A 15147-nucleotide genomic window follows, 5' to 3' on the forward strand; every position below is an offset into this window, starting at 1 on the left:
GCCTTGCCAGGCATGGCGATCGGGCCTGGCGGCTCGGCAAGAAAGCGTGGCACGTTCTACACTCTTTGTTTGTTAATCCGGAGCCGACCCATGATTGACCTGTATTACTGGCCTACTCCCAACGGCCACAAAGTCACCCTGTTGCTGGAAGAACTGGATGAGGTCGGCCATGGCCTGGATTTCACCATCAAGCCGGTCAATATCGGCGCCGGTGATCAGTTCAAGCCGGAATTCCTTGCCATTTCGCCCAACAACAAGATGCCGGCAATCGTCGACCATGCGCCGGCCAAGGGCGGCGAGCCGGTCAGCGTGTTCGAATCCGGTGCGATCCTGCTGTATCTGGCCGAGAAAACCGGTCAGTTCCTGCCGGCGGACATGCGCGGCTGGGTGCGGACCATGGAATGGCTGTTCTGGCAGATGGGCGGGCTGGGGCCGATGACCGGGCAGATGGGCCATTTCAACGTCTACGCGCCGGAACCGGTGCCCTACGCCATCGAACGCTACAACAATGAAGTCGACCGCCTGCATGGCGTGCTCGACCAGCAACTGGGCAAGAGCCGGTTTGTCGCCGGCGAGGACTACAGCATCGCCGACATGGCGATCTATCCGTGGATCAAGGTCTACGAGAAGCGCATGCCAGACCTGGACAAGTACCCCAACATCAAGCGCTGGCATGCACTGATCGCAGCGCGACCGGCCACCATTCGAGCTTACGAATGGGGCCCCAAGGTCAATCCGAAAGCCGGCCAGCCACTGAGCGAGGAAGAGCGCCGGCAACTGTTCAACCAGACCTCCAACCAGGGGCCGAAAACCGCATGAAATCACTTCCGTTGTTGTTGCTGGGCGCCTGCCTGGCGGCCAGTGTTCCCGTCATTGCCAAAAATTCCCCGATGACCGCTGCCACTCCGCAAAAACTGACCCTGGAAGCGCTGACCGGCGATGCGCCGCTGTCGGGCCCGTCGCTGATGAAGCCCAAGACCTCGCCGGATGGCAAGCGGGTGACCTTCCTGCGCGGCAAGGACGACAACCGCTTCCAGCTGGATCTTTGGGAGTACGACATCGCCAGCGGCCAGACCCGGATGCTGGTCGATTCCAAGGTCGTGCTGCCGGGTGTCGAAACCCTGAGTGACGAGGAAAAGGCGCGTCGCGAACGCCAGCGCATCTCGGCCCTGTCCGGCATCGTCGATTACCAGTTCTCGCCCGATGGCCAGCAGTTGCTGTTCCCGCTGGGCGGCGAGCTGTACCTGTATGACCTGGCCAGAAGCGGCGCCAGCGCCGTGCGCAAGCTGACCGATGGCGAAGGTTTCGCCACCGATCCCAAGGTCTCGCCGAAAGGCGGCTTCGTCAGCTTCATCCGCAACCGCAACCTGTGGGTGATCAATCTTGCCAATGGCAAGCAGACGCAGCTGACCGCGGATGGTTCCGATGACGGCCCGATCGGCAACGGCGTGGCCGAGTTCGTCGCCGACGAGGAAATGGATCGCCACACCGGCTACTGGTGGGCGCCGGACGATTCGGCCATCGCCTTCGCCCGCATCGACGAAACCCCGGTGCCGGTGCAGAAGCGCTTCGAGGTTTATCCGGATCGCACCGAAATCGTCGAGCAGCGCTACCCGGCGGCCGGTGATGCCAATGTGCTGGTCAAGCTGGGCGTGGTGTCGCCTGCCGGCGGCACGACCCGCTGGCTGGATCTGGGCGACAACCCGGACATCTACCTGGCCCGTGTCGACTGGCGCGACCCGCGGCATCCGACCTTCCAGCGGCAGAGCCGCAACCAGCGCACGCTGGAACTGATCGAGGCCGACCTCGACAGCGGCAAACAGCGCACCTTGATCACCGAAACCAGCAAGGCCTGGGTACCGCTGAACAACAACCTGCGCTTCCTCGATGATGGCCGCATCCTCTGGAGCTCGGAAAAATCCGGCTTCGAGCATCTGTACCTGTACGACGGCGATGGCAAACAACTGGCCCAGTTGACCTCCGGCGACTGGACCGTTGAAGACGTGGCCGGCGTCGATGAAGACAACGCCATGGTCTATTTCACTGCGACCAGGGCTTCGCCGTTGCAGCGGCAGCTGTACGCGGTGCCGCTGGCCGGCGGCGAACCAGTGCAGCTGACCCGCGAAGCAGGCATGCACAACATCGCCTTCAGCAAGAACGCGCAGGTCTATATCGACAGCTGGTCGAATCCGAGCACGCCGCCGCAGGTCGAGCTGCATCGCGCCGATGGCAGTCTGATTACCGCGCTGATCGAAAACGATCTGTCGCAACCGGATCATCCGTATGCACGCTTCAAGGCCGCACACCGGCCGATTGAGTTCGGCGAACTGAAAGCCAGTGACGGACAGGTGCTGCATTACAGCCTGATCAAACCGAGCGATTTTGATCCATCGAAAAAGTACCCGGTGGTGGTCAACGTCTACGGCGGTCCGGCCAGCCAGACCGTGACCCAGAGCTGGGCGCCCAACTTCGACCAGTACCTGGCCCAGCACGGTTACCTGGTGTTTTCGCTCGACAATCGCGGCACCCCGCGCCGCGGCGCCAGATTCGGCCATGCCCTGTTCCGCAAGCAGGGTACGGTGGAAGTAGAAGATCAGCTGAAAGGCGTGCAGTTCCTGAAGTCGCAACCGTGGGTCGATGGCCAGCACATCGGCGTCTACGGCTGGTCCAACGGCGGCTACATGACCCTGATGCTGTTGTCGAAGGCCTCCGCCAGCTACGCCTGTGGCGTGGCCGGCGCGCCGGTCAGCGACTGGGCCTTGTACGACACTCATTACACCGAGCGCTACATGGACCTGCCGAAGGACAACGTCGCCGGTTACCAGGAAGCACGCATCCTGAGCCATATCGACGGCCTGACATCGCGCTTGCTGCTGCTGCACGGAATGGCCGATGACAACGTGCTGTTCACCAATTCGACCGCGGTCATGAGCGCATTGCAGAAACGCGCGCAGCCGTTCGAACTGATGACCTATCCCGGCGCCAAGCACGGCCTGCGTGGCAAGGATGCATTGCATCGCTACAAGTTGACCGCGGATTTCTTCAACCGCTGCCTGCAACCGCAACCGTAGGCAACCTCAACACCCCGTAGAGCGGAGCTTGCTCCGCTGGACAACCGACATCATTCGACAACTTCGCCGGCGTTTTGCAGGACCGCAGCGGAGCAAGCTCCGCTCTACGGGTGGGTGTCCCAGCCGAACAGGGCCATGGCCTTGTCGAACTCGGCATCCAGCGGTGCGTTGACCGTGATCCGCTGGCCACTGGCTGGATGCAGGAACTCCAGCCGCGAGGCATGCAGCAACATGCGGTGCACGCCATGCATGCGGAAATTGCGGTTGTGGCGGCCATCGCCATGGCTGGTATCGCCGATCAGGTGATGGAAGCAATGCTTGAGATGCCGGCGTATCTGCCTGAAGCGGCCGGTCTGCGGCACGCAGCGCAGCAGGGCGTAGCGTGAGGTCGGGAACTGCCCGGCCGGGATCGGCAGCTCGCCGGTGGCCAGCCGGGTGAACGCGGTCAATGCCGGTTTCTTCAAACGCTTGCCGGGACCGCCGTCGAGCGGATGATCGATGACGAATTCCGGCTCCGGCCAGCCACGGCAAACCGCCAGGTACTCCTTGCGCATCGACTGCGACATCAGGTGCTTGCCCAGTTCACTGGCGCTGTCGCGGTCGAAGGCCACCAGCAGGCAGCCGCTGGTGGCGCGGTCAAGCCGGTGAATCAGGAAGATCGGCCGCTGCAGTTGCAGGCGCAGGCGTTCGGCGACGAAATCGTTCTCGCCACCGGCCAGTTGACTGTCGTGCACCATCAGCCCGGCCGGTTTGTTGACCACCGCGATCCGATCATCGAGATACAGCAGTTGCAGCGCCCGTTCGGCGGCGAGGTCTTGCTCGTTCATTGGCAGGAAACCGGTTTGTTGCCACACTCGACGGCCCGCCCCCCGCGCGAAACGCGCGCGATGGCGACCGAAACAAGAGGACTGGATGAAATCACCCCGTATTTTCGCACTTTCCGTTGCCGTGGCGTTGAGCCTGGGCTGTCCCTGTCTCGCCCTTGCCGAGGTCAACCTGCCGAAAGGCATGCTGGCCGGCCCCAGCATCGAAGGCATCAGCGAATATCGGCTGGACAATGGCCTGCGGGTCTTGCTGTTTGCCGACGCCAGCAAGCCGACGGTCACCGTCAATCTTGTGTACGGTGTTGGTTCGGTGGATGAGAACTACGGCGAAACCGGCATGGCGCATCTGCTGGAACACCTGATGTTCAAGGGCACGCCCAGCCAGCCGGACATCAGCGGTGAGATGAAGAAGCGTGGCATCGATTTCAATGCCACCACCTCGATGGACCGGACCAATTATTTCTCCTCGTTCCCGGCCAACGCCGACACCCTGCAATGGGTGCTGGGCATGGAAGCCGATCGCATGGTCCATTCCAACATCGCCCGCAAGGATCTCGACAGTGAGATGACCGTGGTCCGCAACGAACTGGAAAGCGGCGAGAACAATCCGGTCGGCGTGCTGCTGCAGCGAATCCGCTCTTCGGCCTATCTGTGGCACAACTATGGCAACAGCACCATTGGCGCGCGCAGCGATGTCGAAGGCGTGCCGATCGAAAACCTGCAGGCGTTCTATCGCCGCTGGTACCAGCCCGACAATGCCACCTTGATCATCGCCGGTCGGATTGACCCGGCCAGCACCCTGCAGCAGGTAGCTGCCCGCTTCGGGCCGATCCGCAAGCCCGCCCGCAAGCTGCCGGTGTTCCACACCCGCGAACCGGCGCAGGACGGTGAGCGCGAGGTCACCGTGCGCCGTGCCGGTGATCTGCAGGTGGTGGCGGCGGCCTATCACGTGCCCGCCGCCGGTCACCCGGATAGCGCGGCACTGAGCGTGCTGGCCGATGTCATTGGCCATTCGCCCGGCGGACGCCTGCACAAGGCGCTGGTTGAAACGCGGATGGCGGCCGGCGCCGGCGCCGGCGACGAGGCCATGCATGACCCGGGGCTGATGACGGTACTGGCGGTGATGCCGAAGGATGCCGATGCCGGCAAGGCCGAGTCGGTGCTGCTGGCCCAGGTCGAGGATGTGGCGGCCCGACCGGTGACCGCGCAGGAAGTGGACGAAGCCAAGCAGCGCATCGCCAATGCCTACGAGTTGTACTTCACCGACGTCAACGCGGTCGGCATGGGCTTGTCGGAGAATCTGGCCGCCGGTGACTGGCGGCTGTTGTTCGTCAGCCGCGATGCCATCGCCAAGGTCACCGCCGATGACGTCAACCGCGTCGCGGCCCTGTATCTCAAGCCCAGCAACCGTACTCTCGGGCGCTTCGTGCCGAGCGATGGCAGCGACCGGGTGCAGGTCGGCGAACGACCGGACATCAGCACCCTGGTCGACGGTTATGTCGGCGGCTCGGTAGTCAGTGCCGGCGAGGCATTCGATCCCAGCCCAGACAACATCCAGGCGCGCACGCAGACGCTGCAGATCGGCGACGGACTGAAGGTGGCCCTGTTACCCAAGCAGACCCGCGGCAACACGGTGCTGGTCAACGCCAACTTCCGCTTTGGCAACGCTCAGACCCTGCGTGGCCGCGAGGATGCCGCTGGCCTCGCCGGTGCGATGCTGATGCGCGGCAGCAGCTCGATGAACCGGCAACAGATCGACCAGCGTTTCGAAGCGCTGAAGACCCAGGCCAGCATCAGCGGCAATCTGCAGGGCGCGGGCATCGGCCTGCAGACCCGCCGCGGGCAACTGGCCGAGGCGTTGGCACTGGCCGCCGACATCCTGCGCCATCCCGCGTTTCCGCAGGACGAATTCGAGCAGCTCAAGCTGCAAGCGCTGACCGGACTCGAAGCGCAGCGCCAGGATCCGTCGGCGGTGGCCGCCAATGCGCTGGCCCGTCATTTCGATCCGTGGCCAGTCGGTCATCCGTTGCACATCCAGACCCTGGACGAGTCATTGGCGGCGGTGAAGGCACTGAGCGTGGAGGATCTACGTCGCTTCCATCACGATTTCTACGGCACCGCACAGGGCGAGATCTCGATTGTCGGCGATTTCGATCCCGAGGCGGTCAAGGCGCAGCTGCAGGTGCTGTTCGCCGACTGGAAGGCACCGGTCGCCTATGCGCCGATCGACACCCGTTACAGCGAGGTGGCAGCGAGCCAGCAGCAACTGCAGACCCCGGACAAACCCAATGCGGTACTGCTGGCCCGGCATAACCTGCCGCTCAATGTCACCAGCCCCGACTATCCGGCACTGATGATCGCCAATCGCATCCTCGGCGGCAGTCCATTGAAATCGCGGCTGGGTGATCGCATCCGCCAGCAGGAAGGCCTCAGCTACGGCGTGGTCAGCGGCATCAGTGCCGATGACAGTCTGTCCGGTGTCGATGACAACGGCAGCTTCAATGTGCAGGCAATCGCCGCGCCGCAGAACATGGCCAAACTCGAAGCCGCACTGCGCGAAGAACTGGCCCGCTTCGTCAAGGATGGCATCACCGCCGACGAGCTGCGCGACGCGGTATCCGGCACCCTGACCGAACGCGAACAGGCGCGCGCCGATGACGCCAGCATCGCCGCCATCCTGGGTGATCACCTGTTCTACGATCGCAGCATGCAGTTCACCAGCGACATGGATGCGCGCTTCAAGGCATTGACGGTGGAACAGGTCAACGCCGCCATCCGCAAGTACCTGCATCCAGAGCAGCTGAGCGTGTACGTTGCCGGTGATTTCGGCAAGGTTGGCGCACAGCAGTGATCGACCGCGGATTGCAAGCCCCGGCGGCCTGCTACCGGCTGTTTTCCTGATCTGGATCAGGTTTCCGCACGGGTGCGACGATCGGTCACTGCGGCCGTTGCACCCCGCGGTGCTGCAATAGACGGCCTGATGACGGCTGGAGCCCGGCATCAGGTCATTCTGGAGCAGTCACCATGTCATTTCCGCCGTCATCCTGTCGTCTGGCCATCGCCATTTCCATTGCCATCCTGCCGGTGATCCCGGCCAGGGCAGCGCCAACAGGGCAAGCCGCTACGCTGGACACGGTGGTGGTCACCGCCGCGCCGGTGTCGCCGCTGACCTTCGAACTGGATCCGCGGCAACCGCGGCAGCCGGTCCCCGCCAGTGACGGCGCCGATTACCTGAAGACCATTCCCGGCTTCAGCGCCGTGCGCAATGGCGGTACCAATGGCGATCCGGTACTGCGCGGGATGTTCGGTTCCCGCCTCAACCTGCTGAGCAACGACGGTGCCATGCCTGGCGCCTGTCCGGCGCGCATGGACAATCCACTGTCGTACGTATCACCGGAAACCTACGATCAGTTGATCGTCATCAAGGGCCCGCAGACCGTGTTGTGGGGTCCCGGCGCATCGGCGGGCACGGTGCGCTTCCGGCGCGACACGCCGCATTTCGATCAAGCGGATGTGCAGACGCAGGGCAGCCTGCTGGGCGGTTCGCATGGACGCAGTGACCAGGTCCTGGGGGCGACTGCCGGCAACCAGCACGGCTATCTGCGCTTCGATGGCAATCACTCGCGTGCCGACGACTACCGCGACGGTGACGGCAACCGGGTGCCGTCGGCGTGGGACAAGTGGAATACCGATGCCGCGCTGGGCTGGACTCCCGACGCCGATACCCTGCTCGAGGTCACCGCCGGTGCCGGCGACGGTGAGGCCCGCTATGCCGGCCGCGGCATGGACGGCTCGCAGTTCAAGCGCAGCAGCTACGGGCTGCGTTTCGAGAAGGGCAACATCGGACCGGTGCTGAAGGCGCTGCAGGCCAACGTGTATTACAACGACGCCGATCATGTGATGGACAACTACAGCCTGCGTGATCCCAATCCGATGAGCATGATGCCAATGCCGATGGCCGCCAACGTCGACCGGCGCACCCAGGGCGGCCGCCTGGCCGCGCAATGGCAGTGGACGCAGTTGTCCATCGATGCCGGCATCGACGGTCAGAACAGCCGCCATCGCCAACGCAGTGCCAGCGAGCGCGGCAGCTATCGGCAGATGCCGTGGAGCACCGATGCCGAGTTCGACAATGTCGGCCTGTTCTCGGAAGCCACCTGGGCATTCAATCCGCTGCGACGACTGGTCACCGGTGCGCGGGTGGATCGCGCGCGCGTCACCGACAAACGCCAGACCATCGCGGGCATGGGGATGGGCATGCCGATGGCCAACCCCAGTGCCGGGCAGACGCGCGAAGAAACGCTGCCCAGTGGCTTCGTCCGCCTGGAACAGGATTCCACGGATGGTGCCATCAGTGGTTTCATCGGCGTTGGTCACAGCGAACGCATGCCCGACTACTGGGAATTGTTTTCGCCCGACCAGGGACCTGCGGATTCGGTCAATGCCTTCTCGGCGCTGCAACCGGAAAAGACCACCCAGCTGGATGTGGGTGCGCAGTACCACAGCCCGAAACTTGACGCGTGGGTCTCGGCTTACGCTGGCCGGGTGCAGGACTTCATCCTGTTCCGCTACATGCCTGGCGGCATGATGGGACGCATGAGCAGCGACGACAACATCGATGCACGCATCCATGGCGGCGAAGCCGGCCTGCAGTACCGGCCAGCACAGAACTGGAAGCTGGAGGCGAGCATGTCCCAGGCCTGGGGTGAGAACCGTGACGAGGGCAGGCCGTTGCCGCAGATGCCGCCGCTGGAATCACGCATCAGCCTGGCCTACGACAATCAACGCTGGAATGCGGGCGCGCTGTTGCGGGTGGTCGCCGGCCAGTCACGGGTGGCCGTCGGTGAAGGCAACGTGGTCGGCAGCGATCTGGGCCCGAGCCCAGGGTTTGCCACCCTCGCCATCAACGGCGGTTATCGCTTCAACGACCACTGGTGGATCAGCGCGGGCATCGACAATCTGTTTGATCGCAACTACAGCGAGCATCTCAATCTGGCCGGCAACACCGACTTCGGCTACCCCGCCGATGCGGTACGCATCAACGAACCGGGACGCACCGGCTGGCTGAAACTCAACTTCAGCTATCAGTAACCGCACACCTGCCGCCCTGTCCGCTACGCCTGCACCGGTGCCGGCTTGGATTCACCGGCGCAGTTCCGCGCTAGTAGCCTTGTTGCTGCAGCAGCGAGTGCAGGATGCGCAGATCCTCGTCATCCAGCATGTCGGTTTCGCTGCCGCGAAAATGGCGATGGAAGGCACGCACCGTCGCGGCGCGGTCATCCAGCGGATAGCCGATCACGCGCAGCGCATTCCACGGGTCAAACCCCGCCGGTGCCGACGGCGCATCGGCGGCCGGCCAGATGCCGAAACCGGCCGCAGCCAGTTGCTGCCAGGGAAACCGCGGGCCGGGGTCCTGTTTGCGGGTCGGCGCGAAGTCGGCATGGGCGACGATCTGGGTTGGCGGGATGTTGTAGCGGTCGCACAGGTCGCGTAGCAATAGCAGCAGTGACTGGATCTGCGCCGGTGGGAATGCGGCTTCACCGTTGTTGTCCAGTTCGATGCCGATCGAAGCCGAGTTGAGATCGGTGATGCTGCCCCAGCGTCCGGATCCGGCGTGCCAGGCGCGTTGCAGGTCATCGACCAGCTGATAGCGCTGGCCGTCACGACCGATCAGATAATGAGCGCTGACCTGACCACCGCTGTTGCGGGTACGCAAGGTGTCCAGGCTCTGTTGCACGCCGTCCTGTTCGGTGGCGTGGATGACGATGATGATCGGCTGCCGCGCGTTGTAGTTGTCGGAAGGTACCCAGGTCGCCAGCGGATTGTGTTTGACCGCGGGCGCGCAGGCCGCCAGCAGGCAGGTCATCAACACGGTGCTTGCCAATCGAACCCTTCGCATCATCTTGTCTCCCTCATTTCCGGCGCGGCCTCAGCGCCGCGGCCATGCCGCCAGCAATGCCCACAGGCCACCGATGCCGGCAATCCACGCCGATGCCGGCACGGTGACGATGCGCGGCCCGCCAGCGTCCAGTCCGTACAGCACTGCCGCCACCAGCAGCAGGCCGACGCCCAGGATCGCCGCCACCACCCGCCGCTGCATGCCTTTCATGGTGTTGCTGAGCTCGGCCAGATCCCGTGATCGCATGCCCAGTTCGTGCTTGCCGTCGACCTGTTGCTTGAGCCAGGCGTGGACCAGCCGGGGCATGTCCGGCGCGTGGGTCATGATTTCCGGCAGGCGTTTGCCGATTTCATGCAGCGCGCGCTGCGGGCTGTAGCGCTCGGCCAGGATCCGCTCCAGCACCGGCCGTGCCACCGCCCAGATATCCAACTGCGGATCCAGCTGGCGACCGACCCCTTCGATGTTGAGCAGGGTCTTCTGCAGCAGGATCAATTGCGGTTGCAGGGTCAGCTGGTAGCGCTGGGCGACCCGGAACAGTTTCAGCAGTACTTCGGCCAGCGAAATCTCCGACAGCGGCCGGGTGAAGTACGGCTCGCAGACCGACCGCGCCGCGGCCTCCAGCTCATCGATGCGCACGTTGGCCGGCATCCAGCCCGCTTCCACGTGCAGCTCGGCGATGCGGCGGTAGTCCTTGTTGAAGATGGCCATGAAATTCTCGGCCAGGTAGTACTGATCCTCGCGCGACAACTGGCCGGTGATGCCGAAGTCCAGGGCGATGAAGCGCGGATTGCGCTTGCGCGCCGGATCGGTGTCGACCCAGATGTTGCCGGCGTGGGCATCGGCATGGAAGAAGTTGTCGCGGAATACCTGGGTGTAGAACACCCGCACGCCCTTGGCCGCCAGCGCACGGCGATCGATTCCGGCGGCGTCCAGTGCGGCGACGTCGTCGGAAGGAATGCCGTGCACGCGCTCCATCGTCAGCGCGCGTTCGGCGCTGTGCGACCAGATGATTTCCGGCACGTAGAGGTCGTCCGAATCCTGCCAGAAACGCCGCATCACGCTGGCGTTGGCGCCCTCGCGCTGCAGATCCAGTTCCGCGGCCAGGGTCGATTTGATCTCGGCGACGATTTCGCGCGGGCGGATCTTGTCGGCATTGGGATGGGCACGATCAACCAGTGCCGCCACCGATCCCAGCAGCGAAATGTCGCCGGCAATCTGCTCTTCGATATGCGGGCGCAACACCTTGACCACCACCTCGCGGCCATCGTGCAGGGTCGCCGCATGCACCTGCGCGATCGATGCCGACGCCAGCGGCGTGGTGTCGAAGCTGGCGAAGGCCTGCTGGATCGGCAGCGCCAGTGCTTCTTCGACGATCGCCTGCGCGCGGTCGCCGTCGAACGGCTTGACCCGGTCCTGCAGCTGGGCCAGTTCTTCGGCCACGTCAGCCGGTATCAGATCACGCCGGGTCGACAGGATCTGCCCGAACTTGACGAAGATCGGGCCCAGTTCCTGCAGCGCCAGGCGCAGCCGTGCACCGCGCGACTGCGCGGCGATTTCCGGCGACGCGCTGGGAACGAACGGCCGCGCCAGTTTCAGCCAGCGTTCGGCGGGGGTGCCATCGAGCAGATCGTCCAGTCGATAGCGCAGCAGCACGCGGCCAATCTTGCTGGCGCGAAACGCGGCCTTCATGCGCCACCGCCCGCGTTGCGCTGCGACAATCGGCGCACCCGCGCCTGCAGCCGCTCGACATCGTCGCGCAGCACGTCGACATCGTCGTGGAAGGCATTGAGCTCGGCACGACCGACCACGTCGCGTGACTCTTCGGTCAGGTATTCGGCGGTGGTCTGGGCCAGATTGCCGGCACCACTGCGCAGTTGCCCGAATCCGTCACGCACGGCGTTGGCAATCTGTACTCCCAGCACATCACCGAACACGCCGGTAAAGGGCAGCTGCCAGTCGGGATCGAAACGCTGGGCCAGGGTCTGCAGGCGACGCGCCAGTTCGGCATCGCCGGCGACCCGCACCTTGCCCACCGGTGCGGCGTTGTCGCGGCGGAACAACGGCAACTGCCCGAGCAGGCCGCCGAGCGTGCTCTTGACCGACAGGTCGGCTTCGTTGATTTCGCTGGCCGGACCGACCTGCAGGCGGCCTTCGCCGACGCTGATCTCCATCGCCAGCGGCGGCGATTCGACTACCAGCTGGATCCGCCGGCCTTCCAGCGAGCGCAGCGCCGCGCCGGTATCCGGGTCCAGTGCCAGGGCACGGTTGAGTGCGGTTTCCAGCGCGCGGCCGGCAATGGGTTTGAGGACATCAAAGGGGGACGTGGGCATGCCGCCATTCTACCCGCCCGTTCGCAGGTGGTTGACATGACAAGGCCCGGAGCGGGCCCGGGCCTTGTCACGGTCGTACCTGCGCGCGCCTGTCAGGCGCACGCTCGGGTCAGACCCGGCGACCGCGCAGCATCGACACGATGGCCAAGATCAGGAATACGACAAACAGGATCCAGGCGATATTGGTGGCGGCGCCAGCAATACCACTGAAGCCGAGGACGGCAGCAATCAGTGCGATGACGAAAAAAACGATGGCGTAATGCAGCATGGCGACTTCTCCATTGGTCATGCCGGGATGGCGTGGCGACCACTGTCGGAAATCGCAAGTTGAGTTCAGGTGATGACAGGCGTTTGCGCCAGCGATTCCTTCAGCTTGGTGATGCCGGCGTCAAACGAGACCCTGGGCTGGTAGCCGAAATCACGCGTTGCAGGCGTCATGTCGTACCAGTGGGAGGTACTGAGCTGTTCGGCGAGGAACCGCGTCATCGGTGGTTCGCCCTTCAGCGGCAGCCATTTCCACAGCGTTTCGCAGACGGCGCCAATCCGGTAGGCGGTCTTGAACGACAGGTGCTTGTCGACCGCCGGTGCACCGGCAGCGGCCAGCAACGCATTCAGCAGCTCATCCATGCGCTTGGGCTCGCCATTGGATATGAAGTACGCCTTGCCGGCGCAGGCAGCGCCGACCCGCAGATGGGTCAGCGCATCGAAGTGCGCCTGTGCGGCGTTGTCGATATAGGTGGTGTCGACCAGGTTGCTGCCGTCACCGACGATGCGCAGGCGGCCGGCACGTGCACGCGCGACCAGCCGCGGCAGGATCTGCTGGTCGCCCGGGCCCCAGATCAATCGTGGACGCAGGGCGATCGTCGCCAGCTCGTTGTCGTTGGCCGCCAACACCGCTTGTTCGGCAAGCATCTTGGTGGTTGCGTATGGCGCTTTGAAGCCTTCGCCATACGGCACGCTGTCGGCGCGGCCGCCTTCGACCGGATGGGTGGCGCGATGGGTCACGCTGGGCGTTGAGGTGTAGACCAGGCTTGGTACGCGTTGCAGTCGACACGCCGACAATACGTTCTGGGTGCCAACCACGTTGGCCAGGTAGTAGCTCTTGTAGCTGCCCCAGGCACCGGCCTTGGCGGCGTTGTGGAAGATCGCGTCGACGCCGCTGGCGGCATGTACCACCGCATGTTCGTCGGCCAGATCGCCCTGCACCTGGCCCACGCCAAGCCGCGCCAGTGCCGGATAGTGGCCGCGATTGAAGCTGATGACCTGGTGCCCGCGCTGCAACAGGCCCCGGCACAAGGCCTGGCCGAGGAAACCGCCACCGCCGGTGACCAGTATCTTCATGCGTTCCTGCCCAGTTGCGCGGCCGCCCACACGGCCAGTTTCTCACGGCCAATCTTGGCGTTGTGGCGGATATCGACCGGGAACCCGGGATGGCGCAGGAAGTGCTGGATATGCGCGGCCGGCGCATGCCCGGCAGCGATCCCGCGCACCGCGGCCAGCGCCTGTGCGTGCTGCGCGCGTGCCACGCCCGGCTGCAGTTCGTAGCACAGCACCGGCACCTGCTGGCCCCACGGCCCGACCCCGACCAGCGCGCTGCGCCGGATCAGCGGATGGGCATTGAACACCGGTTCGATGCGCTCGGTGTACATCGGCCCATGGCGGGTTTCCAGACGCTGGGTCTTGCGCCCGCAGAACCAGAGCCGGCCGTGCTCATCGAAATAACCGACATCGCCCATCCGATGCACCACCCGCTGGCTGCCATCGGCCAGACGTTCGCTGATCTTGGCGGCGCGGGTGGCTTCATCCCGGTTGAAGTAGCAGTCGGTGGCGGTTGGTCCAGCCACGGTGATCTCGCCGACTTCGCCGGCTGGCAACGGCAGCGCCTGAGACCAGTCGCTGATCGGCTGGTCGTCGATGGCGATGATGCGCACCTCGTTGGCCGGCACCGGATGGCCGACGCAGGTACCCGCCCCGGCTTCGGTAGCCGCGCGCGTGCCCTGCAGTTCATTGCCTTCGATCACCGCCACCGGCAGGCATTCGGTCGCCCCGTACGGGGTCCAGAACCTGGCCCCGGCCGGCAGCAGCGCGCGAATTCCCTCGACCACCTCCGGCGGCACCGGCGCCCCGGCCGAGGTCACCTGGCGGATGCCTTCAAGCGGTTGGCCATGCTCGGCCAGCACCCGCATCAGTGCCGGTGAGCCGAACAACTGGGTGACCCCGAAACGGGCGATCGCCGCGTGCAGCTTGCGCGGGTCGGCCTGCGCCGGCCGGGTCGGATCCATGTCCGGAATCACCGAGGTCAGCCCCAGCGCCGGATCGAACAACGCAAACGGCGGGAAGGTCGGCAGATCGACGCCACCGGGCTGCATGTCGAAGGCTTCGCGCAGCAGCGCGATCTGGGCGACGAAATGCCGATGCCGGTAGACCACGCCCTTGGGTACGCCGGTCGATCCACTGGTGAACAGGATGGCGGCGATGTCCTCGGCTGCGGTCGCGGCCAGTTGGGTGCCGCTGGCGGGCTGCGTCGCGCCGGCCTGTTCACCGGCCTGTTCGACCTGGACCAGGGTGCTGCCGCCCCAACCCAACCGCCGGCCAACGGTGATCAGGATGCCTGCGCTCGGCGCCCAGCCCAGCAGCTTGCGCGCCGCATGCGCCAGCGGAATACCGATGAACGCTTCCGGCTGGGCCTCGTCCAGGCATTGTTTCAGTGCCCGTTTGTCGATGCCCGGGTCAACCAGCACCGGCACCGCGCCGGCCTTGAACAGGGCGAACATCAACAGGAAGAACTCCGGCGACGGCCGCACCATCACCACCGTGCGGGTACCGCGCGCCACGCCCTGCAACGCAAGCCCGGCGGCGATGGCGTTGCTGCGGCGTTCCAGTTCGGCGTAACTCAGGCCGGGGGTGTAGCGTCCTTTGTCGTCAGGGCAGTGGATGGCGATCTGGCCGGGGCGCTCGGCGGCCAGATCCGGCAGCACCGCCGCGATATTGCAAATGTCGGTCATGCCCCATTGTCACCTTTC

The 15147-nt window shown here is 64.8% G+C and carries 11 protein-coding genes; 4 read left to right on the top strand and 7 right to left on the bottom strand.

What is annotated here, in order from left to right; all coding sequences use genetic code 11:
* The first annotated feature begins 90 nt into the window (after positions 1–90).
* Together ABB29_RS00285 and ABB29_RS00290 are read left to right on the top strand one after the other, a co-directional pair.
* On the top strand, positions 91–819 hold the full coding sequence (locus ABB29_RS00285; RefSeq protein ID WP_057656611.1) for a glutathione binding-like protein: 729 nt from the start codon (positions 91–93) through the stop codon (positions 817–819).
* A complete protein-coding gene (locus ABB29_RS00290; protein WP_083487306.1) occupies positions 816–3071 on the top strand; it encodes a S9 family peptidase in 2256 nt (751 codons plus the stop codon). Before ABB29_RS00285 ends, ABB29_RS00290 begins: the two co-directional genes overlap by 4 nt.
* Positions 3072–3175: 104 nt before the next feature.
* On the opposite strand, the gene ABB29_RS00295 is transcribed toward ABB29_RS00290, so the two are convergent.
* Positions 3176–3898, bottom strand: coding sequence for a pseudouridine synthase (locus ABB29_RS00295; protein WP_057656612.1), 723 nt, complete (start codon positions 3896–3898; stop codon positions 3176–3178).
* Positions 3899–3983: 85 nt separating this feature from the next.
* On the opposite strand from ABB29_RS00295, the gene ABB29_RS00300 reads away from it, so the two are divergent.
* Positions 3984–6746: a M16 family metallopeptidase gene (locus ABB29_RS00300; protein ID WP_057656613.1), complete on the top strand. Its 2763-nt coding sequence runs from the start codon at positions 3984–3986 to the stop codon at positions 6744–6746.
* 173 nt (positions 6747–6919) lie between these two features.
* Positions 6920–8986, top strand: coding sequence for a TonB-dependent copper receptor (locus ABB29_RS00305; RefSeq protein WP_057656614.1), 2067 nt, complete (start codon positions 6920–6922; stop codon positions 8984–8986).
* A gap of 70 nt (positions 8987–9056) precedes the next feature.
* Here ABB29_RS00305 and ABB29_RS00310 read toward each other — a convergent pair whose 3' ends face one another.
* From ABB29_RS00310 to oleC, 6 genes are all read right to left on the bottom strand, one after another.
* Complete coding sequence (locus tag ABB29_RS00310; RefSeq protein WP_245622508.1) at positions 9057–9794, bottom strand: N-acetylmuramoyl-L-alanine amidase; 738 nt, start codon at positions 9792–9794, stop codon at positions 9057–9059.
* A gap of 30 nt (positions 9795–9824) precedes the next feature.
* Positions 9825–11483 carry a ubiquinone biosynthesis regulatory protein kinase UbiB gene (ubiB, locus tag ABB29_RS00315; RefSeq protein WP_057656616.1) on the bottom strand — a complete coding sequence of 553 codons (1659 nt, stop codon included), beginning with the start codon at positions 11481–11483 and terminating at the stop codon, positions 9825–9827.
* Positions 11480–12124 (bottom strand): ubiquinone biosynthesis accessory factor UbiJ, encoded by a 645-nt coding sequence (locus tag ABB29_RS00320; protein ID WP_057656617.1) that lies wholly within the window; start codon positions 12122–12124, stop codon positions 11480–11482. The genes ubiB and ABB29_RS00320 overlap by 4 nt, the downstream gene beginning before the upstream one ends.
* A gap of 109 nt (positions 12125–12233) precedes the next feature.
* Positions 12234–12392 (bottom strand): DUF1328 domain-containing protein, encoded by a 159-nt coding sequence (locus ABB29_RS00325; RefSeq protein WP_083487329.1) that lies wholly within the window; start codon positions 12390–12392, stop codon positions 12234–12236.
* Between the two features lie 65 nt (positions 12393–12457).
* Positions 12458–13465: a 2-alkyl-3-oxoalkanoate reductase gene (gene oleD, locus ABB29_RS00330; protein ID WP_057656619.1), complete on the bottom strand. Its 1008-nt coding sequence runs from the start codon at positions 13463–13465 to the stop codon at positions 12458–12460.
* Positions 13462–15129 carry an olefin beta-lactone synthetase gene (oleC, locus tag ABB29_RS00335; RefSeq protein WP_057656620.1) on the bottom strand — a complete coding sequence of 556 codons (1668 nt, stop codon included), beginning with the start codon at positions 15127–15129 and terminating at the stop codon, positions 13462–13464. Before oleC ends, oleD begins: the two co-directional genes overlap by 4 nt.
* Positions 15130–15147: the final 18 nt, after the last annotated feature.

This window comes from Pseudoxanthomonas dokdonensis, assembly GCF_001431405.1.
In the GTDB taxonomy this organism is placed as follows: Bacteria; Pseudomonadota; Gammaproteobacteria; order Xanthomonadales; family Xanthomonadaceae; genus Pseudoxanthomonas_A; species Pseudoxanthomonas_A dokdonensis.